Source organism: Brevibacillus sp. FW306-2-1A-C05A (assembly GCF_058781555.1).
In genome coordinates this window covers 86749-106475 of sequence record NZ_JBYSWV010000010.1, presented here as the reverse complement: position 1 = coordinate 106475, position 19727 = coordinate 86749, and the positions used below count along the sequence as shown (strand labels likewise).

22 protein-coding genes are annotated in these 19727 nt (G+C 55.7%); 7 read left to right on the top strand and 15 right to left on the bottom strand.

Annotated features, from left to right (window positions below):
- Positions 1–115: 115 nt before the first annotated feature.
- A complete protein-coding gene (locus tag AC3WJN_RS09495) occupies positions 116–628 on the top strand; it encodes a DUF3907 family protein (RefSeq protein ID WP_005827960.1) in 513 nt (170 codons plus the stop codon).
- 63 nt (positions 629–691) lie between these two features.
- On the opposite strand, the gene AC3WJN_RS09490 is transcribed toward AC3WJN_RS09495, so the two are convergent.
- The 7 genes from AC3WJN_RS09490 to AC3WJN_RS09460 form a co-directional block, all read right to left on the bottom strand.
- Positions 692–1285, bottom strand: coding sequence for an NAD(P)H-dependent oxidoreductase (locus tag AC3WJN_RS09490; RefSeq protein ID WP_007785026.1), 594 nt, complete (start codon positions 1283–1285; stop codon positions 692–694).
- 33 nt (positions 1286–1318) lie between these two features.
- The gene (locus AC3WJN_RS09485) at positions 1319–2722 is read right to left on the bottom strand and encodes a S8 family peptidase (protein WP_007785028.1); all 1404 of its coding nucleotides are present in this window, start codon (positions 2720–2722) and stop codon (positions 1319–1321) included.
- A 70-nt stretch (positions 2723–2792) separates the two neighbouring features.
- Positions 2793–3425, bottom strand: coding sequence for a trimeric intracellular cation channel family protein (locus tag AC3WJN_RS09480; protein WP_005827967.1), 633 nt, complete (start codon positions 3423–3425; stop codon positions 2793–2795).
- 19 nt (positions 3426–3444) lie between these two features.
- Positions 3445–4221: a Cof-type HAD-IIB family hydrolase gene (locus tag AC3WJN_RS09475; protein ID WP_005827969.1), complete on the bottom strand. Its 777-nt coding sequence runs from the start codon at positions 4219–4221 to the stop codon at positions 3445–3447.
- Positions 4222–4355: 134 nt separating this feature from the next.
- Positions 4356–5471: an ABC transporter ATP-binding protein gene (locus AC3WJN_RS09470; RefSeq protein WP_005827971.1), complete on the bottom strand. Its 1116-nt coding sequence runs from the start codon at positions 5469–5471 to the stop codon at positions 4356–4358.
- 108 nt (positions 5472–5579) lie between these two features.
- Complete coding sequence (locus AC3WJN_RS09465) at positions 5580–6614, bottom strand: PucR family transcriptional regulator (protein ID WP_007785031.1); 1035 nt, start codon at positions 6612–6614, stop codon at positions 5580–5582.
- A gap of 44 nt (positions 6615–6658) precedes the next feature.
- Complete coding sequence (locus tag AC3WJN_RS09460; RefSeq protein WP_005827974.1) at positions 6659–7567, bottom strand: metallophosphoesterase; 909 nt, start codon at positions 7565–7567, stop codon at positions 6659–6661.
- A gap of 162 nt (positions 7568–7729) precedes the next feature.
- Here AC3WJN_RS09460 and acsA point away from each other — a divergent pair, with 162 nt between their 5' ends.
- Entirely contained in the window at positions 7730–9445 is a 1716-nt protein-coding gene (acsA, locus tag AC3WJN_RS09455) for an acetate--CoA ligase (protein ID WP_005827976.1), read from the top strand.
- A gap of 125 nt (positions 9446–9570) precedes the next feature.
- On the opposite strand, the gene AC3WJN_RS09450 is transcribed toward acsA, so the two are convergent.
- From AC3WJN_RS09450 to AC3WJN_RS09440, 3 genes are all read right to left on the bottom strand, one after another.
- A complete protein-coding gene (locus tag AC3WJN_RS09450) occupies positions 9571–10536 on the bottom strand; it encodes a cation diffusion facilitator family transporter (protein WP_005827978.1) in 966 nt (321 codons plus the stop codon).
- A gap of 27 nt (positions 10537–10563) precedes the next feature.
- Entirely contained in the window at positions 10564–11610 is a 1047-nt protein-coding gene (locus AC3WJN_RS09445; RefSeq protein WP_007785033.1) for a flavin-containing monooxygenase, read from the bottom strand.
- Positions 11611–11745: 135 nt separating this feature from the next.
- The gene (locus tag AC3WJN_RS09440) at positions 11746–12147 is read right to left on the bottom strand and encodes an ArsR/SmtB family transcription factor (protein WP_005827982.1); all 402 of its coding nucleotides are present in this window, start codon (positions 12145–12147) and stop codon (positions 11746–11748) included.
- A 139-nt stretch (positions 12148–12286) separates the two neighbouring features.
- Here AC3WJN_RS09440 and AC3WJN_RS09435 point away from each other — a divergent pair, with 139 nt between their 5' ends.
- The 4 genes from AC3WJN_RS09435 to AC3WJN_RS09420 all read left to right on the top strand — a co-directional run bounded on the left by AC3WJN_RS09435 (position 12287) and on the right by AC3WJN_RS09420 (position 14849).
- Positions 12287–13291, top strand: a complete 1005-nt coding sequence (locus tag AC3WJN_RS09435) for a permease (RefSeq protein WP_007785036.1) — start codon at positions 12287–12289, stop codon at positions 13289–13291.
- Between the two features lie 13 nt (positions 13292–13304).
- The gene (locus AC3WJN_RS09430) at positions 13305–14456 is read left to right on the top strand and encodes a TIGR03943 family putative permease subunit (protein WP_005827986.1); all 1152 of its coding nucleotides are present in this window, start codon (positions 13305–13307) and stop codon (positions 14454–14456) included.
- Positions 14457–14538: 82 nt separating this feature from the next.
- The gene (locus AC3WJN_RS09425) at positions 14539–14694 is read left to right on the top strand and encodes a hypothetical protein (protein ID WP_157179548.1); all 156 of its coding nucleotides are present in this window, start codon (positions 14539–14541) and stop codon (positions 14692–14694) included.
- Positions 14643–14849: a gamma-glutamyl-gamma-aminobutyrate hydrolase family protein gene (locus tag AC3WJN_RS09420; protein WP_081494719.1), complete on the top strand. Its 207-nt coding sequence runs from the start codon at positions 14643–14645 to the stop codon at positions 14847–14849. Before AC3WJN_RS09425 ends, AC3WJN_RS09420 begins: the two co-directional genes overlap by 52 nt.
- 49 nt (positions 14850–14898) lie before the next feature.
- On the opposite strand, the gene AC3WJN_RS09415 is transcribed toward AC3WJN_RS09420, so the two are convergent.
- The 3 genes from AC3WJN_RS09415 to AC3WJN_RS09405 all read right to left on the bottom strand — a co-directional run bounded on the left by AC3WJN_RS09415 (position 14899) and on the right by AC3WJN_RS09405 (position 16853).
- Positions 14899–15300 (bottom strand): SET domain-containing protein, encoded by a 402-nt coding sequence (locus tag AC3WJN_RS09415; protein WP_005827990.1) that lies wholly within the window; start codon positions 15298–15300, stop codon positions 14899–14901.
- A gap of 99 nt (positions 15301–15399) precedes the next feature.
- Entirely contained in the window at positions 15400–16050 is a 651-nt protein-coding gene (locus tag AC3WJN_RS09410) for a response regulator (RefSeq protein ID WP_005827993.1), read from the bottom strand.
- Positions 16047–16853, bottom strand: coding sequence for a sensor histidine kinase (locus AC3WJN_RS09405; RefSeq protein ID WP_005827995.1), 807 nt, complete (start codon positions 16851–16853; stop codon positions 16047–16049). Before AC3WJN_RS09405 ends, AC3WJN_RS09410 begins: the two co-directional genes overlap by 4 nt.
- Before the next feature lie 106 nt (positions 16854–16959).
- Here AC3WJN_RS09405 and thiD point away from each other — a divergent pair, with 106 nt between their 5' ends.
- On the top strand, positions 16960–17754 hold the full coding sequence (thiD, locus tag AC3WJN_RS09400) for a bifunctional hydroxymethylpyrimidine kinase/phosphomethylpyrimidine kinase (RefSeq protein ID WP_007785042.1): 795 nt from the start codon (positions 16960–16962) through the stop codon (positions 17752–17754).
- 60 nt (positions 17755–17814) lie between these two features.
- On the opposite strand, the gene AC3WJN_RS09395 is transcribed toward thiD, so the two are convergent.
- Together AC3WJN_RS09395 and AC3WJN_RS09390 are read right to left on the bottom strand one after the other, a co-directional pair.
- Complete coding sequence (locus tag AC3WJN_RS09395; protein ID WP_237716665.1) at positions 17815–19152, bottom strand: DUF4179 domain-containing protein; 1338 nt, start codon at positions 19150–19152, stop codon at positions 17815–17817.
- Positions 19153–19158: 6 nt separating this feature from the next.
- Positions 19159–19683 (bottom strand): sigma-70 family RNA polymerase sigma factor, encoded by a 525-nt coding sequence (locus AC3WJN_RS09390; protein ID WP_007785046.1) that lies wholly within the window; start codon positions 19681–19683, stop codon positions 19159–19161.
- Positions 19684–19727: the final 44 nt, after the last annotated feature.

The window sequence follows — 19727 nt, the reverse complement described above, 5'->3', positions numbered from 1 at the left end:
TTGATAACAATTCTTCATGCAAGGACTCCTTCGAATTTATCGCGTCTAATCAAGAAGTGAATTTTGCAAAAGGCTCACTTAAAAAAGACAGATTCTTCAACGCAAGGGGGACAATATGTCAGCGACTCATCTGAAGCAATTGTGCGAAGAGACGTACACCAAGTTGAAAAAGGTAAGCATGGAACTGGAGCGTTATCTCAATCAGGTTACCTTGTCTAGTCTTGTATCCGCATCGGGCGACCCGGAAGAATTTGAAACTTATTATCGAGCGTATCTTTCCGATCTGCGCCACCTTTTGGTTTACTGTGAAAATGCGTACGACAGGCTGGGGGTATCCCTGCGCCGAGCACGATTTAACGAGGAGTTTGCCGAAGAAGTTCTGTACCAGGTGTACCACACTTGTGTGAATTACTTCTATTATCCCAAAGGCGAGGTTTATGAGGAAGACGGCCGCTATGCCTACACGGGACAAGACTGTATCATTTTCCGCAAACAAGTAACACCCGAGTTGCAGCAGTTGACCTTGTCCTTGTCCAGAGTGTTTGAGCAAATGCGTGATGAATTGCAATACTACGAAAATGACTATATAGCCAAAAAACGGCTGCATAAAGAACAAGCACAGGTGTAATGACCTGTGCTTGTCGTCTTTTATACAGATAAAAATTTGGCGCAGCCAAGTTTGCTAATCCGGCTACACGCCGAGCGGCTGGCGCGCACTCGCAGCGATTTTCTCGACCTCGGCAAGCATTTGCTCGCGGGCGGCGTTGTCTACGTAAGGGACGGCGGCAAAATTGCGGTAGGTCACATCGTAGCCGATCATGGCGAGCGTGCCGTCCACGATCTGTTTTTTCACCACAGCGTCGAAGCCGCTCGTCTGCATTTCCGCTTCGGACTCCCGGGTTGTCGTAAACACAATCGCCTGTTTGTTTGACAACAGGCCGACGGGGCCATTGGCGTCGTAGCGGAAGGCGAAGTTGTTCGTAAACACCCGGTCGATATAGCCTTTGAGGATCGCAGGAGGCGACCACCACCAGACAGGGTAAATCATCACCAGCAAATCGGCATCGGAAATCAGCTCCTGTTCGGTGGCAACATCTTGCGAGGCTGACCCGTTCGCTACTTTTTGCATGTCTGCCGCATCGAAGACAGGCTGGAATTTCATCTGATACAAGTCGCGCACCTCAAAGTCGATTTGTTGCTGTTGCAAGGAGCGGGTGACGCGGTCGAGAATGGCATGGCAGAAGCTTTCCTTTCCTTCGTGAGCAAAAACAATGCACGCTTTCATCGTCCATCCCTCCGTGGGTTACCGTTTGTATGCTTATTCGAAGCCAAAGCGCAGGCGCATAAAAAATTTGTTCAATAGTCCACCGACCGTATGCTCTGTTTTTTCCGTGCGCGCCGGCTCTGCCGGTTTGATTTGCCGCAGCGTCTGATTGACGTCAATCATGCCGTAGCCGTACAACTGATCGTGTCCGGGGGCGCCGAGGTCTTTGGCCGATTGGCGGATCAGCTCCATGACATCGTGGTTTTTCATGTCAGGATGAACAGAGCGCACCAGCGAGGCGAGCGCTGCGACGTGCGGACAAGCCATGGAAGTACCGGAGAGCGAGGCGTAGTCGCTGTAGATGTACGTGCTCGGAATATCGACGCCGGGAGCGGCGACATCCACGTAATCGCCAAAGTTGGAAAAATCGGCGCGTTCCTTGCGATGGTCGACAGCGGCGACGGCGAGCACTTCTTCATAGGCTGCCGGGTAGCTCGGCTGATCGGTGGCGTCGTTTCCGGAAGCCGCGACGAGCACGACGTTTTTTTCATACGCATAGCGGCACGCTTCCTTCAAAGCGGCAGATGACGTGTAGTTGCCGACACTGAGGTTAATCACGTCAGCTCCGTGATCGGTCGCCCAGTAGATGCCTTGGGCGATATCGACAGCCGAGCCGGAGCCGTCCGCGCCGATGGCTTTGATCGGCATCAGCTTGCTGTTCCACGACATCCCGGCGATGCCGTCCTCGTTGTTCGTTTTTGCGGCAATTACGCCAGAGACGTGCGTGCCGTGCCCGTTGTCGTCCTCTGGTCGATTGTTGTCTTCCAGCACGTTGTAGCCTTCTACGAGCTTTCCGGCAAACTCGGGGTGATTGAGGTCAATCCCCGTATCAATGACCGCGACCGTGACGTCACTGCTGCCCTCGCTCACGTCCCAGCTCTGCTCCATGCCGATCAGCGGCAAATTCCACTGGTACTCCGCGTAGTACGTGTCGTTTGGCTTGCGGTTGGGCAAAAGCAGGTAGTTCGGCTCGGCAAACACCGAGTCGGGATGCTCGGCCAGCTTTTTCATTAACTGCTTCGTCGTCAGGCTTTTGGACTTGATGATGATAAATTGCTCAAAATCGCGTTTGATCTTGGCATCCAGCGAACGGACCAACTGGTCAATTTTTTTCTGTTCAGGGCGTGGGGAGAAGCGGACGACCACTTCATGCTCGACATAATGGCTGCGGTCGCGCGGATTGTGGTGGAGCGTCTGTACGTGGCTGCTTTTTTCCAGATCCCTGCGAATGTCTTTGACCTGCTCGATATAGTTGATCCGCGGTATGCTCGCCTCGATGGAAGTGACGCGGGGATGAGGTTCGCGCATTTCCTGCTCGGCATTTTGATGGTGACGATAAGGCAGGACGACCAGACCGACCAAGGCAAGGGCGGCGATAATTGGGGGCAAGACGCGCAAAAAAACTCACTCCCTCCAGTGCTGATGACTATAGCGTGCACATGGAGAGAGTGATTATGAAGGAAATAGCTTACATTCGGTTGTCAAAAGGGCGAATCGGGACGGGACGAAGCGAGCGGCGTGGCAGCTTCCAGCCTTGATAGACGGAAATCATCCGGCAAACGATGATGGCGGAAAACAGCGTGTACAGCTCGCCGACGGTTGTCGCCCACTTGAGGCCGACAGCCAGCCCGGCGACCATGGCCCAGACCGCATAAATTTCTTCCTTGAACACGAGCGGCTTGCGTCCAGCGAGAACGTCGCGAATGATTCCGCCGCCGATTCCGGTCAAAACCGCTGCGACGATCGTCGCGCTGAGCGGGTAGTTCATTTGTGTGGCGTAGATAGCGCCCTGAATGGCAAAGGCAGAGAGCCCGACTGCGTCAAAAAACATCCCCCAGCGATTCCAGTAGTCAAGGTATTTGTGGGGGAGGACAAAAACGATGAGCATGGAAACGAGTGCGATTGTAAACAGTGTTCCCTGATTCCAAAAAGCGGTCAGCGGGATGCCGAGCAAAATATTGCGCATGATCCCGCCGCCAAATGCTGTGGCCATTCCGAGAACGATTACTCCCAAGATGTCGTATTCTTCCTCCATGGCGATGATCGCGCCGCTAATGACGAACGCTACCGTGCCAACGATGTTAAACCATTCCCAAGACATGTATCTTTCAACGTCCTTCCTAATTGATGAGTCCAAGTTGCAGCAAGCCGTGCCGGATGCCGTCTTCGTTCACATGACGGGTCACCATCTTGGCAAAAGGCTTCAATTCTTCATGGGCATTTCCCATGGCGACGCCCATTCCGACGTAGGAGAGCATTTCCCTGTCGTTGAGTCCGTCCCCGAACGCTACGGCGTCAGCGGGAGTGAGGCCCTCGTGCTTGAGGATCGCTTCGATGCCGCGCGCTTTCGAGCCGCCTTTTGGCAAAATGTCGAGGACGTGCTTGTGCCAGCGCACGTACGACACTTGCTCGAAACCTTCCGTATAGAGCGCTTCTTCTTCGGCGGTGCAATACAAAAACGCCTGATAGATCGGAGCGACCTCCCAGTAGCGATGGTGATGGGCCGGAGCGGGCAAGCGCAAAAAGTCGAACGAGTCGAGGACGTGCGGGTGATCGGATGTGTTCGCATAGCACTCTTCATGGCTTAAAAACACCATCGGATGCGCGTTTCCGTTTGCCATCTGCTCCAGTTCGGCCAATGTCGTCGTGGCAAACGGAGTATGGTGAATGACTTTTTGTTCGTTCACGACGTAGGAGCCGTTGAACCCGACAAACGTATCAATCCCGAGCTGCCGGGCGATCGGCATCAGGTGGTACGGCGAGCGGCCAGTTGCGATGGCAACCCGGATGCCGTTTTGCTTGAGCTTGCGCACAGCGTCCACGGTTGCTGGCGGAATCGCGTGCTCCGTGTTCAACAGAGTGCCGTCGATGTCGAAAAAGACAATTTTGTAGGCCATGTTTGCTCTCTCCACTCTTTCTCTATTTGTAGCCATAAAAAAGCAGCGGCAGTACAGAAGCCGCCACGGACGAAAAACGGTTGAGGACAACAGAAAAAGGAATGCCGGAAAAGACATTCCTTTTCACTTTGCTATTAGAATACAGCCACTTCCGTCTCGCTGTCAAATAGATGACATTTGGAAAGATCCATGGCGAGCTTGACCGTCATTTTCGGCTTCAAATCTTCGCGAGAGTCCACGCGGGCGACCATTTGTGTCTGGCCGATATTATGGAAGTAAACGTACAGCTCGGAGCCCATGTTTTCCACGACTTCAATCTGCGCCTCAAGCGAGCTTTCGAACGGATTGGCCTCCATAAAAGCGGCATCGCTGTAAATGTCCTCCGGGCGGATGCCGAAGATCGCCGGCTTGTTTACATAGCCTTTGTCGCGCAAAACTCTTGCTTTGTCCTCTGGGAAGCGGACGTGGATGTTTTCCGCATCGAAGTACAGGGCGCCGTCCTGTTCCGAAAGCTGCCCTTTGACGAAGTTCATCGCCGGGGAGCCGATGAAGCTCGCCACAAACAGGTTGACGGGGTGGTTGTAAATCTCGTTCGGCGTCGCCACTTGCTGAATCAGGCCGTCCTTCATGACGACGATCCGGTCGCCCATCGTCATCGCTTCCGTCTGGTCGTGGGTCACGTAGATGATCGTCGTGTTCAGCCGCTGGTGCAGCTTCAAAATTTCTGTGCGCATCTGGACGCGCAGCTTGGCGTCGAGGTTGGACAAAGGTTCGTCCATCAAAAAAACTTGCGGCTCCCGCACGATGGCGCGTCCGAGCGCGACACGCTGCCGCTGGCCGCCGGAAAGCGCCTTTGGCTTGCGGTCCAGCAGGTGGGAAATGTCGAGGATGCGGGCTGCTTCCTGAATCCGCTTGTCGATGTCGCTTTTGGAAAACTTGCGCAGCTTCAGACCGAATGCCATGTTTTCATACACGTTCATGTGCGGGTAGAGCGCGTAGCTCTGGAATACCATCGCGATGTCCCGATCTTTGGGAGCGACGTCGTTGACGCGGCGGTCGCCTATGTACAAATCGCCTTCGGAGATTTCCTCCAGCCCGGCAATCATCCGCAGCGTCGTCGATTTTCCGCAGCCGGACGGCCCGACGAGGACGAGAAACTCCCGATCCTGAATCTCCAGGTGAAAATCATCTACTGCCGTTACATTTCCGCCGTACCGCTTGTATATGTGGTTCAGTGTCACTTTTGCCATGGAAGAGGCACCTCCTTGAATGATAGGGGAGCAATTCTCGGATGACTTTTTGCAAGAGTAACAATTTTTAGACAGTTAGACTATGGATGAAATGTACAAAATGTTTTGTTAATGCTGCCGAAAGAGCAAATAGAGCTGGAGCAAAACGGCGTCAGGAAACTGGCGCGGATCAAGGCCCGTCTGTTCCGTCAGCTTGTCCAGCCGGTACAAGAGCGTGTTGCGGTGCAAAAAAAGCTGCCGGGCTGTCTCGCTGACATTGAGCTGCCGCGCGAACAGCGTCTCCAACGTTTCGCGCTGCTCGCTGCTGATTTGCGGCACAGACATGAGAGCGGCAAGCTCGCGGGCAATCGACTTCGCCGTTTCCGCAGGCAGAGAAGCAGCCCAGCGCTCCAACGGATACATCCAGTCGCCCGCGACCATCACTTGTGCCCGGTATTGATGCAAGGCGCGGGACAACAGCAGTTGCCCGGCGAGCGTTTTTTCCAGAGAGGAAGGCGCAGCTACGGGCGCGCTGACAATGATGCGCACAGGCTCCATCCATTCGGTCGAGATCAGGTCGTACAGGCCGGATGCCCATTCCAGCAAGTCAGCCCGCTCCTTTGCGCCCTCCAGGATTGAGATCGGGAGCAGCAGGACAGAATAAGAATGACTCAATGCAAAAAAGGCGAGGCTCGACGCTTTTGGCGCGTAGGCAGCCGTTTCGCGGAAAAACGGGTGCAAACAGCTTTGCAACGCTTCCCACGTGCCTGTGCCTTCCGTCCGGTTGCGCTCGATCAAAAAGACGAGGCGCTCTTCCTTCCACGGCCAGCGGGCATCGAGACGTTCAGGGGGAGCCTGGCGCAATCCTGTGACCATGGATTGCAGCCATACCGCAATCTGCTCGTGCAGCGTCGGGGGCGCTTTTTCTTCGGGACGGGAAAAAAACAGACTCAGCAAGGAACGGGAAGACGCGGGCCACTGCATCGCTTCAATCAGCACGAGGTAGGCGGCATCGTGCTCAGACGCAAGCGAAACAAGTCCCCAGCCTTTTTGCTCCCATTCTTGCTGAGTCTGGCTGATCTCGTGTTCACAAACTTTCACGCAAACGATCGGCAAGTTCGTAACCTGCCTGATTTGCTCGACTTCCTTCATCCATTTTTCCACAGCGAAGACCTCCGTTACAAACTCTTGCGTAGGTCTATTATACATTACTCCAGGGCAAGCGTGGCGGCGCTTTCCTGCAAAGCGGAAGGCTGTGCTGCCGTTGCCTCTGGGACCGCAAGCAGGCTTGCGCTGCCTAGCGTGTGCAGTGTCATTTCCGGACGAGAGCGAAGGCGGACGTTCAGCCCTGTTTGCCCCAGGCCCTCACTAATGTAGAACGGCCGTCCGTCCATCTCATGCAGCCCTTTGACCATGTTCAGCCGCGGCAACTTCCCCATTTTGGCGAGGTGGTAAGGACGCGGCCAATGAATTTGCCCGCCGTGAAAATGTCCGGCCAGCAAGTAATCGTAGGCGTAATCTTTCATATGCAAGACGATATTCGGGTCGTGCGTGAGAACGAGGCGCACGCCTGTCGCGGGAACGGCTTGAAACGACTTTTCCAGTTGGCTGCGGCGCGTGCTGTAATCGTCGACGCCGATGATGTGCAGCGGCTGGCCTTTATGGTCGACCGTCACATGTTCGTTGATGAGGACGCGGCAGCCGATCCGCGTCAGCTCCGATTTCAGTTGCGCCAGCTTTGGCGGCGAGAGAACGTAGTCGTGGTTGCCAAAAACGACATACGTACCGAGCGCAGGCTGCAATTGCATCAGCCGCTCGACGTAGGCGACTGCTTTCGGAATGTTTTTATGGCGATCGAGCAAATCTCCGGTAATCGCGATCAAATCGACCGATTGCCCGGAAAAATCGCGGACGATCCGCATCGGGTCAATCGACAAATTTTCCATATGCAAATCGGACAGATGCAAGACAGAGAGCGGTTCGAAGTCTTGCCGATCATCTATATGCTGCGACGGTTGCAGCGGAATGGAAACATAGTTGGTATGGACATCGAATGTATTGCGATACGCTTTGACAAAGAGCAAGGCGACAGCGACAATCAGTAAAAACCATAACATCTCTTCGGCCATCTCCTTTATCCCCAAGGTAGTGTCATTATACTCGATTTCTGCGCTTTTCGAATAAGTAGGTTCTGGCAGAAGGAATTTAGCGAAAAGTGCAGAAATATTATGAATGTTGCGTAGTGAAGAATCCATTAAGGGGTTTAGGAGAGTGAGAGCATGAACGTAGAAAAAATTCCGGCGACAGAAGGCCGATTCAACCTGGAGAATTACGACGAGACGTACGCCAATTTTGACTGGAAGGATGTCGAAAAGCAATTTTCCTGGTATGAGACGGGAAAAGTGAATATGGCTTATGAAGCCATTGATCGCCATCTTTCTACCGAGCGCAAGGACAAGGTCGCGCTGCTGTACAGCGATTTGACCCGGGAAGAAGCCTACACCTTTGCCCAACTGAGCGAGCTGTCCAATAAATTCGGAAATGTACTGCGTGACCTGGGAATCGCAAAAGGCGACCGCGTGTTCGTCTTCATGCCGCGTACCCCAGAGCTTTATGTAAGCGTTTTAGGAACGCTGAAGGTCGGTGCGATTGTCGGCCCTTTGTTCGAGGCATTTATGGAAGCAGCGGTGCGCGACCGTCTGGAAAACAGCGAAGCGACCGCGATTGTGACGACTCCTGCGCTGCTGCCGCGCATCCCGGTATCCGAGCTGCCAGCCCTCAAGCACGTCATTATTGTCGGGGCAAAAGAGGAGCTTGCGGAAGGGCAAGTCAGCTTTGAAGAAGCGATGGCAAAAGCATCCTCGGAGCTGGAGATCGAGTGGGTGGATCGCGAGGACGGCATGATTTTGCACTACACGTCCGGCTCGACAGGCAAGCCAAAAGGCGTGCTGCACGTCCACAACGCGATGATTCAGCACTACCAGACAGGAAAATGGGTGCTGGACTTGCAAGAAGACGATGTGTACTGGTGTACAGCCGACCCGGGTTGGGTGACAGGCACTTCGTACGGCATTTTCGCTCCGTGGCTGAACGGCGTCACGAACGTCGTTCGCGGCGGACGATTCACTCCGGAAGACTGGTATAAAACGATTGAAAAATATAAAGTAACGGTCTGGTACAGCGCGCCTACCGCGTTCCGCATGCTGATGGGCGCAGGCGATGAGGTTGTGAAGCGCTTCGATCTGTCCAGCCTGCGCCATGTACTGAGCGTCGGCGAGCCGCTCAATCCGGAGGTTGTGTATTGGGGACTGCGCGTGTTCAACCACCGCATCCACGACAACTGGTGGATGACAGAGACTGGCGGCCAACTGATTTCCAACTACCGCAGCATGCCGATCAAGCCAGGCTCGATGGGCAAGCCTGTCCCGGGCGTCTACGCGGCGATTATCGACGACCAAGGCAACGAGCTGCCGCCAAACCGGATGGGCAACCTTGCGATCCGCGTCGGCTGGCCGTCGATGATGCGACAAATCTGGAACAACCCGGCGAAATACGCAGAATATTTCAGCATCCCGGGCTGGTACGTGTCGGGCGACTCGGCTTACAAGGACGAGGAAGGCTACTTCTGGTTCCAGGGCCGGATTGACGATGTTATCAACACGTCCGGCGAGCGCGTCGGTCCTTTCGAGGTCGAGAGCAAGCTGGTCGAGCATCCGGCAGTCGCCGAAGCAGGGGTAATCGGCAAGCCCGATCCGTTGCGGGGCGAAATTATCAAGGCGTTCATCTCGCTGCGCGCGGGCTACGAGCCGAGCGAAGCGTTGATGGACGACATCCGCAAGTTCGTGAAGGAGGGGCTGGCAGCCCACGCCGCTCCGCGCGAAATCGAGTTCCGCGACAAGCTGCCAAAAACGCGCTCCGGAAAAATCATGCGCCGCGTCCTCAAGGCGTGGGAGCTGGGCCTGCCGACAGGCGACCTGTCCACGATGGAAGACTAGGCGAACAGACGAAGAACCATCTCTCTTGGTAAGGGAGATGGTTCTTTTTTTGCTCAGTGGGGCGGGGCTTGGAGATGGGACGTTCGTGGTTATGGCGGTGTGCGTGAAGGTGTGAGTTCGCGTGTTCAGCGGGAGTGTCCGTGCTCATGCACATGCCCCCGCGCCCCTCCCTGACAATGCAGCTTGCCGTGCGAGATTGAAGAGTTCTCAATCTGGATCGTCGCGTGCGTGATGCCAAATTCTTTTTGCAAAAGCTCCAGCGCCGCATCCAGGACAGGGTAGCTCGGCAAGCCGTCCTCGACGATGAGGTGGCACGTCAGCGAGTCAAAGCCGGAAGTGACCGTCCAGATGTGCAGATCGTGCACTTTGCGCACGCCGTCGAGCTGGCCCAGGCGCGCTTCCACCTTTGTCGTGTCGAGGCGGGAGGGCGCTCCTTCCAGCAAGATGTTGACCGATTCCTTGGTGACGCGCCAGGCGCTGAGCAAGATCAGGAAGGCGACGATAATGCTGATGAGCGGGTCGGCGATGTACCAGTCGAAAGCGAGCATCAGGATGCCGCCGAGAATGGCGCCGACAGAGCCGAGCATGTCGCCCAGAACGTGCAGGTAGGCGCTGCGCACGTTCACGTTGTCCTTGTAATCGCCGCGCATGAGGACGAAGGCAGCGGCGATATTGGCGAGCAAACCGATGGCGGCAATGACGATCATTTTTCCGCTGGCCACCTCGGGAGGCTGGAGCAGGCGCTGGAAGCCTTCCCAGAAAATGAACAAGGAAATCAGCACAAGCGTGACGCCGTTTGTCAAGGCAGCGAGAATTTCAAAACGCTGCATCCCGAACGTTTTTTTGGCCGAAGGGGGACGCGCGGCAAAGTGCAAGGCAACGAGGCTGAGCAGAAGCGCCAGGGCATCGCTCAGCATGTGGCCGGCATCGGATAAAAGCGCAAGACTGTTGGTCAAAAAGCCGCCGATCGTCTCGACGATCAAAAACACCGTGATGATGAGAAAAGAAGTGAACAGCGCTTTTTTGCTCGCTCCTTTTCCATGGTGATGATGGTCGTGTCCATCTCCGTGGTCGTGATGGTGGAATCCCATAGTGTTGCCCTCCTCTATTGGGTCGCTTTAGCGGACGAGTTGTTCAGCAAGAAAGAAAGCGTCTTTTCCCACGCCGCCCATGAGCGCGGAGGCGCATGTGTGCTGCCAGGGAAGCCCGAGAAAAAACAGTCCCGGCACGGCTGTGACACCGCGATCATGCCGCGGCCAGCCGCTTGGGTCGAGTACGTCTGCCATGGACAGCCAGCCGTAGTCGGGGCGAAATCCGGTCGCCCATAAAACGCTCTGGAAGCTCGCCTGCCCGCCGTCCACGAAAAAGGCGGTTTTGTCCGCAAGGCGAACGGTTCTGGCCGCGATGCGCATGGCGCCAGTTTTTGCCAGAGCTTTCATCTGTTTTTGGTAGCCAAAAATCGGATCAGGTCGTTTCATCAGTTGCTTTCCGACCCACGACGAGCGCGGGGCGTCCAGCAAGCCAAACAACTGCATGTAGTCAAAAATAGTTTTGCCCAAAACGTACAAAGGCAGATGAACGCGCGGCTGTCCGCTGGAAAAAATGACGGGGCGGTGCATGGCCAGCTCCACGGCGATTTGCGCGCCCGAATTGCCTGAGCCGACGACGAGGACGGGCCCGGCGGGGAGCTGGCTTTCGTTTCGGTAGTGCGCCGTATGGAGCGAGACGGCATCGGGGGCCAAATGCCCGGCAAACGGCGGGATGTAAGGCGATTGAAACGGGCCTGTTGCGACGACGACGTTTTTCGTTCGCAGCGCTTCGTGCCCTGTCTGCACGAGAAAGCCCGATGCCGTGCGCTCGACGGAGACGACCGCCGTATTCAAACGGACGGGCAATTGAAAATGACTGGCGTACAGCTCCAGATAGTCCGCGGCTTCGTCTTTCGTCGGAACGGTATGCGGCTCTCCGGGAAAGGCCAGGCCGGGGAGGGCATTGTGCTTGCGCGAGGTAAACAGCACGAGGGAGTCGTAACGCTTGCGCCAACTGTCCCCGACGCGTCCATTTTGGTCCAGAATGACGAAGCGTACCTGCCGCTGCTGCAAAAAATGGCCCAGCGCAAGGCCGGACTGGCCGCCGCCAATGATGATGACTTCGTAGTCGTGCATGGGAGACCCCTTCTTTCGGCCGGGAATTTACCTAAATCATACCACATTCATTATTATATTCAAACAATCATTTGAATGTTAGGTAAAAACAATAAAAAAAGCCGCCACAAATGTGACGAGCCACAATGGAACTGCTCAAGAACGAGCTGTCTTTTTCGATTGCTTCAATTCGGCCGCATGCTCGATCCCGCACATAATCAGATGGCGAACATGGTCGTCGTCCAGGGCGTAGTAGACGAGCTTTCCGTCCTTGCGGTGCCGGGCAAGCCCCATGTTGCGCAGCAAGCGCAGATGGTGGGAGGTGTTGGCAATCGAGCTGTTGATCGTGGCCGCGACATCGCACACGCACAGCTCGCCCTCCAGCGCCAGGGCGTAAATGATTTTCGCGCGCGTGTCGTCAGCCAGCGCCTTGAACAAAGGGGCGACGCCTTCTGTTTCGCTCATCTTCGGCCGCAGCCTGTTTACCTTCGCTTCATCGACCGTTTGGATCTCGCAAACGTCTCCTTCTTCAGCAGCACGCTGAAATTCCAGCTCCATGTTCTTCCCCCCGCACAGTCGGTTTTATCCATTATAAAACGGAAAGGGACGGAAAAAAAGACGGGAACCAGGAGGAAAGTGCGCAAGGAGTATCTAATTAGGAATGATGACGATTTGCTAAAAGGAGTGGACAGCTTACGTGATTGCTAAAATTCGTCATTTCCTCATAGAGATTATAGGGGCCGTCCTTCTTGGATTGTGTGTAGTCTGGCTTACCACTGGCAGCCAGAATAGCTGGTTTTCCGGCTTTCGCATAGAATGGTCGCCGCGTTGGCTCGATGTCAAAACGTTTTTTCTCAGCATTTTGCTGGAGGCCATCCCGTTTGTGCTGCTGGGCGTGTTTTTTTCCGCCTTCATTCAGACGTTTGTCTCGGAAGAGCAGGTTAGGCGCTGGATGCCAAAACATCCGCTCGTCGCGTTACCGATTGCCGGGCTGCTCGGCTTTTTGTTTCCGGTGTGCGAGTGTGCGATCGTCCCGGTTGTCCGCCGCCTGATTCAAAAAGGGATGCCCGTATCCGTCGGCGTCGTGTTTTTACTCGCCGGACCGATTGTCAATCCGGTCGTGCTCTCCTCGACGTACATCGCCTTCGCGCGGCAGCCGGATATGGCGCTGTACCGGGGAGTCGCCGGTTTTCTCGTCGCGCTGGCCGTCGGCTTGTTGGTCTGGCTGTTTGTGAAAAAGAACCCGCTGCGGCTCGGGACAGAGGCGCAAATTCGCCACGAAGCCGCCCATAGCGAAGCGATGCGGGGCAAGCTGTCGGCAACTTTTGCGCATGCCGTTGACGAATTTTTCGACATGGGCAAATTTTTGCTGTTCGGGGCGTTGGTCAGCAGCATCCTGCAAGTGTTCATGAGCCGCGACATTTTGGTGGAGATCGGGCAAACGCCGATTACGTCCCATCTGGTCATGATGGGCATGGCTTACTTGTTTTCGCTTTGCTCGGAGGCGGATGCCTTTATTGCCGCATCGTTTTCGGGCACGTTTCAAAGCAGCTCGCTGCTCGCTTTTCTCGTCTTTGGACCGATGCTTGATTTCAAAACGACGCTGATGCTGCTCGGCACGTTCCGCTTCGGATTTGTCGTTAAGCTCGTCGTCGCCATTACAATACTGGTGTTGGCCGTTACGATGCTGATGCCGATCTAGGGGGAGGAAAGAAATGGAACAGACGAACTGGACCAGACACTATTTGATGCGCAGCCTGATTTTGGCAGGGTTCGCCGCGCTGTTGTCCTACCTGATCTGGACGGAAAAGCTGGGGCATTACCTCGCGCCGAAGCTGCACATGCTCAGCTACGTCACGCTAGGCATTCTCGTCATTTTGACCATTGTGAGCGTGCGCCAGTTGTTCAGCAAAAACCGGGCGTACGAGTGCGACTGCGAGGAAGCGCACCAGGTGCCGCGCACGCGCTGGGGCTCGCTTGTCATCTACAGCCTGTTTTTGCTGCCGATCTTCATGGGCTTTTTCATGCCGGATAAAATATTGGGGAGCGCCGTAGCGGAAAACCGCGGGGTTACTCTGCTCAGCAGCGACGCCAGAAAATTGGCGGCAGTGGCGACAGGAGCTGGGCAACCAGAAGCAGCGTCCCAGCCGTCCGGGGAGCAGGGCGGCCAGGCTGCACCGCCAGAGCAGACAGGCGAGGACGCATCGCCATCACAGCAGGCAAATGCGCCAGTCGTGGTGGAAACAACAGGCGAAGGCCAGAAGGGCGATCAGCAACAGACGCCACAGCAATCCGCGCAGCCGCAAGCGATAGAGCAAGCAGTGCCCGCAGACGCAACGGCTGCGAACCCGACAGCAAGTGGCACAGCACAGGCTGCTTCTGGCGCCAGTCCGTCCATGACGGACGAGGAGCTGAAGCGATACTTTTCGGGCGGGGGCTTCGGCGATTTTTACACCGACATCGCCGCCTCCATGTACAGGCAGCCCGTGATCTCGCTTCATGACAAAATCTTTTTGGACGGCCTCACCACGCTGGAGCTGTACGCGAAAGACTTCGCGGGAAAACAGCTCGAAACGCTCGGCTTTGTCTACAGGGAGCCTGGACTTGGCGACAAGCAATTCGTCGTGGCGCGTTTTTCGGTGACGTGCTGCACGGCGGATGCCAGCGTCTTCGGCATTCTCGTGGAGAGCGAGGACGCAGGCAAATGGGCGAAAGACAGTTGGGTCAAGGTGCAGGGCAAGCTGGAACTGCGCCAGGTCGACGGCTATGACATGCTCGTGCTGAAAGATGCGAAAATCCAGGCGGTCAAGGCACCGAAAGATCCGTATGTGTACTACAGCTACGAGGCGGCAGATATCACTCCATAAAAATCGTGCTCACCCATTGGCTTCGCCAGTTACGTCTGGCGGAGTCATTTTTTTGTGCAGAACAGAGCGAGACTGCTGAGCTTTGGATAACCCGCATGAAGGCTTCGGCGGGAAGCTGCGGGGAGTGGCCGGACAAGGCTTTAGCGTCATCGGGCACGACTATTTGGATGCCATGCGAAAGGAGCGATTCCGCTCGGGATTCCTGTCGGGGATCTCGATGCTTGCCAAGAGCTTGTAGCGGCGGTCGATGGCATTGTGCTGGCGGGCGGAGAGGATATCGACCCGGTGCGGTACGGGGCCAGGATTGACATGCGCTGCTCGGCGCTTGCGCCGGAACGCGACGAATACGAACTGAAGCTGCTGGAGGCGGCGCTGGCTGCCAACACGGGCTAAAAAACAAAAAGGCAAGGGAAAAGCTCCCCTGCCTGTTGATCGCGCTTGCCTATTCCTTTTTATTGCCGGACTGCTCTTCTTCGTAAAACCAGAGCGGATCGTCGCAATCCTCATCGCCGTTGTAGTTAATCAAAATCTCTTCGCCCGCCTGAATGTCGCGATAGGCGTAGAAATCGAACGTGTGGTTGTCAAAATTGATGCTGTACGTGGCGTTTGGCGTGTAGGAATGGTTGAATAGCATGCCGTAGCCGAGCAAAAACGCGGTATGGTTGGCACCGTATTCAAAGGCGTAGTCCGCCAAAAGCGTTTTTTCAATGTGCTCGTGTTCCTCGTTCAGATAAGGAAGAACCGGAGCTTCATGGAGCAATTCGCCTTTTGCAAAGTCGCGCATGGCGAAAACGCCTCTGTTTAATTCTCCGTTGCTCAGCTTGGAGGTCTTGACTTCGAGCATGTGGTTCACCTGCCATTCTTCATGTCTGGTATCGTAAAAACGGGTCCTTCTAAGGATGACAGTGGTTGGCGCGGAAAGCAACTGTTTTCGGTTGGGAGCTTACTTTTTCATAATCAGATGGTGGCGCACCGCGTAGGCGGCGAGCTGCACGCGATTGGCCAATTGCAGCTTTTCCAGGATGTTTTTCAGGTGATTTTTCACCGTGTTTTCCGCGATAATCAACGCTTCGCTGATTTCCCTGTTCGTCTTTCCGGCTCCGACGTACATGACGATTTCCCGTTCGCGCGGCGTCAGCACATCCGGCACCAGATCGTCCACGTGCTCCTCCTGCCTGAACCGGTACATCAGCCGGGTTGCCATTTCCCGCGTCAGCTCGCTGTCTTCGCCAAGCAACGCGTGCAAGTAGTTGATCCAGTCGTCTGGCTCCAGGTTTTTCAGCAAATAGCCTTGCGCGCCGAATTGAATCGCGGTAATCAAGTCTGCGACGTCATCCGAGACGCTCAGGATGACGACCTTGATGTGCGGGTACGCTTTTTTCACCTCGCGGGTCGCTTCCAGGCCGCTCCATTTCGGCATGTTGATGTCCATCAGCACCAGATCGGGCTGCAACTGTCCACAGAGCAAAAAAGCTTCCTCGCCGTTTTCGGCCTCGCCGATCACTTCAAACGAAGGGTCCGGGTCCAAGAGCGAGCGAATCGCCATGCGAGCCATCGGGTGGTCGTCAGCGATCAGCACACGGTATGCGTTCATTGCGAAAAACCTCCAGGATGGGCTGTCAGGCGAATGATGGTGCCGCCGTCTGCCCGTTTTTGAATGTCAATTGCGGCGTTCAACTGGCGCGCCCGCTCGCGCATCATCGACAAGCCGTATTTTTTCGTGTCTGGCTTGGTATGGGCAATTCCCACGCCGTCGTCCTCGATCACGAGCTGCCAGCTCCGCGGCTCGCCTGTCGTCAGTCGAATCCAGGAATGCTTGGCCTGCGCATGTTTGCGGATGTTGGCAAAAGCTTCCTGGATGATTCCGAACAGTTGCACTTCCTCCGCAGGGGTGAAAAAGCTTTCCTTCACGCGCAAATCCGCTGCGACATCGACGCCGGACAGCGCGCTCCACTGCGTCAGCCATTTTTCCAGCCGCTGGTCGAAGCTGCCTTCCTCCGGCAACGAGCGCAGGTTGAAAATCGCCTGGCGCACGTGGTTGTCGATGGCCGAAACCGCTACTCTGGCGTCATCCAAATGCCCCTGCTTCAGCTTGACATTGAGAAAAAACAAAGATTGCGCGATGCCGTCGTGCAACTCCCGGGCCAAACGCTCGCGCTCCTCGTACACGGCCCTCCTGGCTTGCTCCTCGACGATCCGCGCGTTCATCTGCTTGATCGTGCGAAACATCCAGGTGGCGAACAAATAAGACAACAAGAGCGTCAGCAAAGTAATATATACGTTGCCCGTTTCCATGGACATATAAGGCAGCAAAAAATCGTGCCGAACAAATTCGAAGCCCCCGATAATGATCGTGGGAATGAGCACGGTCAGCCAGTAAAACAAGCGATACGACATAACAAATCCCTTCTTTGCGGTTGGTCATCACTCCTAAGTATACCGAATGGGACAAGCGGATGATATACTCGTAGGAGAAAAGGTGGCGAAAGCAGGAGGGAGATTCATGCATACAATCGCGAGAGCATTGACGATAGCAGGATCAGACAGCGGGGGCGGAGCGGGCATCCAGGCCGATTTGAAGACGTTTCACCAACTCGGCGTTTACGGAATGAGCGCGATTACGGCGATTACGGCGCAAAATACGTTGGGCGTGGCCGGGGTGTATCCGCTGCCGACAGAGGCGGTGGCCCAGCAGATGCGCGAAGTGTTGCGCGACCTGGGAGCGGATGCGGCGAAGACGGGAATGCTGTTTGATGCGGACATCATCCGCGCAGTGGCGGCAGAGGTGCGCGCCGCGAGTCTGCAAAAGCTGGTCGTAGACCCGGTGATGATCGCCAAGGGCGGGGCCAAGCTGCTCCTGGACGAAGCGATTGACGCGCTGAAAACAGAGTTGCTGCCGCTCGCGGAAGTCGTGACGCCGAATTTGCCGGAGGCCGAGTGCCTGACAGGTATGACGATTCGCACCCCGGACGATATGCGCGAAGGCGCCCGCGCGATTCATGCGCTCGGAGCGCGCAACGTCTTGATGAAGGGCGGCCACCTCGACGGTGATACGGTCGTCGACATTTTGTTTGACGGCCGCGACTTTTTCGAGCTGTCGCATGAGCGCATCCAGACCCGGCATACGCACGGAACGGGCTGCACGTTTTCCGCTGCGTTGACGGCAGAGCTGGCGAAACATACGCCGCTTAGGGCTGCGGTCGAAAAAGCGAACCGCTTTATTTTTGCCGCGATCAAGACCGCTCCGCAATTGGGCGGCGGCCACGGGCCGACCAACCATTGGGCGGTTGTGGATTAACGCGAGCGGAACAAAGCAAACGGCCTCGCGGAGAAGTCGATTTTCTGCGAAGCCGTTTTTTTATTTGACTTGCACGGTAAATGCGCCTTGCAAACGAACGGGGTAGTCCGTCAGGGTAAAGGTGTAGGAATCGGGGGCGCCGTTTTTCGTCAGCCTTTTGTAAAGCAGGCTGTACGTCTGGAAACGTTCCTCCGGATAGCGCGAAGAAGAGCTTCCCTGGACGTAGTCGTATTGATTCGCCCGATTGTCCGTGATGTCGCTTCCCAGATAGACGTAGCGATGCGCGTCCGCTTCCTCGATTTGCAGTTCCCAGTCCATGCCGACCACATCGTCGACCTGGCGCAGCGCTGTCAGCTTGAGCCTGGCATCAGGAGCTTTGGCGAGCGTCTGCGTCTTCGCGTCGATCACCACCTGCAGCTTGTCGCGGTCCAGCGCCCGAATCCCGCTTGCTTTCAAAAACAGCTTTTGCGGCTCCAGAAAATAGATGCTTTCCAAATTGTACACTTTGCCGTTTTCCCCGTTGTCACGCGTCGGCACGCCATTTCCCCAGAAAGCGTACGTCTGGCCGTTTTCATCCACCAGCCGCAGATCGTCAAAGCCGAAAATATGTTTGGAGTTGCCCGGATCGAAGCGGATGCTGACTTCTGTTTGCGTAGGGAACACCGTCATTTGCTCGATGGTAAACGTCTGTCCGTCCACCGTCACTTTTTTTCCGACAGGAACCACTTTTTTCTCAAATGTCGTGTATTTGCTATGGTCGATCGGAAACGTAATCGCAAGCGGAGGGTTCAGCTCTACGCCGTCGAGGTCGAGCGTCACTTTGGCTGTCAGCGCGTCAGGTACTTCGCTTGTTTCCGGGAGAAAAATATCAATCCGGTTTTTTTGCTCCTCGTTCGCTTCCACGTCCATGCCAGACCAGCTCGCTCCGTGCTCCCACTCCTTGCCGGAGGCGTCAAACAGCTCCAGCTTGCGCATCCCGACCTTTTGGCCGCTACGTTCGTGCTTCAAGGTGTAAAACAGCAGCATCCGCTTCTGATCGGTCAGCACCTGGTCGATCGTGAACGTGATGCCTGCAAGCGAGCCGCCTGTGCCAATGTCCTGGACCATCTCGTGCTCGGCAGCCCGCTGCAACCCTTTGTCATCGCGAATCAGCTCGACGAACTTTTCCATCCCGGGAATGTGGCTGACATAAGCGGCAACCGCCGGGGAGAGGCGCACCGAGAACACAAAGGCCAGGAGCAGACACCCTGCCGCAATTCCCGAGCAGAGGCGAACCAGACGGCTGCGGCGGCGTCTGCGTTGAAGGCTTTTGGCCTGGGCGATGCCAGAGCGAATGTAGTGCTCGATGTGCGGCGGTACGTGCGCGTCGGTCTGACCCTCTGTTTTTTCGATATCCATATACATTCACCAGCCTTTCCCGAGTTCTTTTCGCAATGTAGCCAACGCCTTGTGCAGCCAGGTCTTGATCGTTCCTTCCGGATGGCCGAGCCGCAACGCAATTTCGCGAATGGTCAGATCTTCAAAATATTTCAGGATGATGATGCTGCGGTAAGCAGGCGTAAGCTTGGCCAGCGCTTCCTCGATAACGAGTTTGTCCGCCGTGTGCTCCCACTGCTTGCGATCCGGGTCCGCCAGACCGTCGCCATCGGGAAAGTCGGGGGCAAACCGTTTTTTTCGTTTCAGCTCGTCCAGACATACGTGGATGAGAATGCGCGTCAGCCAGGTGCGAAAATGCGCGGGCTGCTTCAGGCGAGACAAGCGGAGATAGGAGCGGCAGGTCGCCTCCTGTATCGCCTCCAGCGCGTCCGCTTCGTTGCGCAAAAAGGCGTAAGCCACGCTGTACAGTTGCTTTTGCTGCTGGCAAATCAACTGGTAAAAAGCTTCGTCGTCTCCTTGCCTGGCTTGCGAGACAAGTTGTTCCAGATTCACATTTTCCCCCTCCTACACGTATTAGACTGCGCAAAGGCGAAAAC

Bases quoted from the DNA above. Each gene is read 5' to 3' on its own strand.
- AC3WJN_RS09495 (WP_005827960.1), top strand. From the start codon at position 116: ATGTCAGCGACTCATCTGAAGCAATTGTGCGAAGAGACGTACACCAAG.
- AC3WJN_RS09490 (WP_007785026.1), bottom strand. From the start codon at position 1,285: ATGAAAGCGTGCATTGTTTTTGCTCACGAAGGAAAGGAAAGCTTCTGC.
- AC3WJN_RS09480 (WP_005827967.1), bottom strand. From the start codon at position 3,425: ATGTCTTGGGAATGGTTTAACATCGTTGGCACGGTAGCGTTCGTCATT.
- AC3WJN_RS09475 (WP_005827969.1), bottom strand. From the start codon at position 4,221: ATGGCCTACAAAATTGTCTTTTTCGACATCGACGGCACTCTGTTGAAC.
- AC3WJN_RS09470 (WP_005827971.1), bottom strand. From the start codon at position 5,471: ATGGCAAAAGTGACACTGAACCACATATACAAGCGGTACGGCGGAAAT.
- AC3WJN_RS09460 (WP_005827974.1), bottom strand. From the start codon at position 7,567: ATGTTATGGTTTTTACTGATTGTCGCTGTCGCCTTGCTCTTTGTCAAA.
- acsA (WP_005827976.1), top strand. From the start codon at position 7,730: ATGAACGTAGAAAAAATTCCGGCGACAGAAGGCCGATTCAACCTGGAG.
- AC3WJN_RS09450 (WP_005827978.1), bottom strand. From the start codon at position 10,536: ATGGGATTCCACCATCACGACCACGGAGATGGACACGACCATCATCAC.
- AC3WJN_RS09445 (WP_007785033.1), bottom strand. From the start codon at position 11,610: ATGCACGACTACGAAGTCATCATCATTGGCGGCGGCCAGTCCGGCCTT.
- AC3WJN_RS09440 (WP_005827982.1), bottom strand. From the start codon at position 12,147: ATGGAGCTGGAATTTCAGCGTGCTGCTGAAGAAGGAGACGTTTGCGAG.
- AC3WJN_RS09430 (WP_005827986.1), top strand. From the start codon at position 13,305: ATGGAACAGACGAACTGGACCAGACACTATTTGATGCGCAGCCTGATT.
- AC3WJN_RS09415 (WP_005827990.1), bottom strand. From the start codon at position 15,300: ATGCTCGAAGTCAAGACCTCCAAGCTGAGCAACGGAGAATTAAACAGA.
- AC3WJN_RS09410 (WP_005827993.1), bottom strand. From the start codon at position 16,050: ATGAACGCATACCGTGTGCTGATCGCTGACGACCACCCGATGGCTCGC.
- AC3WJN_RS09405 (WP_005827995.1), bottom strand. From the start codon at position 16,853: ATGTCGTATCGCTTGTTTTACTGGCTGACCGTGCTCATTCCCACGATC.
- thiD (WP_007785042.1), top strand. From the start codon at position 16,960: ATGCATACAATCGCGAGAGCATTGACGATAGCAGGATCAGACAGCGGG.
- AC3WJN_RS09395 (WP_237716665.1), bottom strand. From the start codon at position 19,152: ATGGATATCGAAAAAACAGAGGGTCAGACCGACGCGCACGTACCGCCG.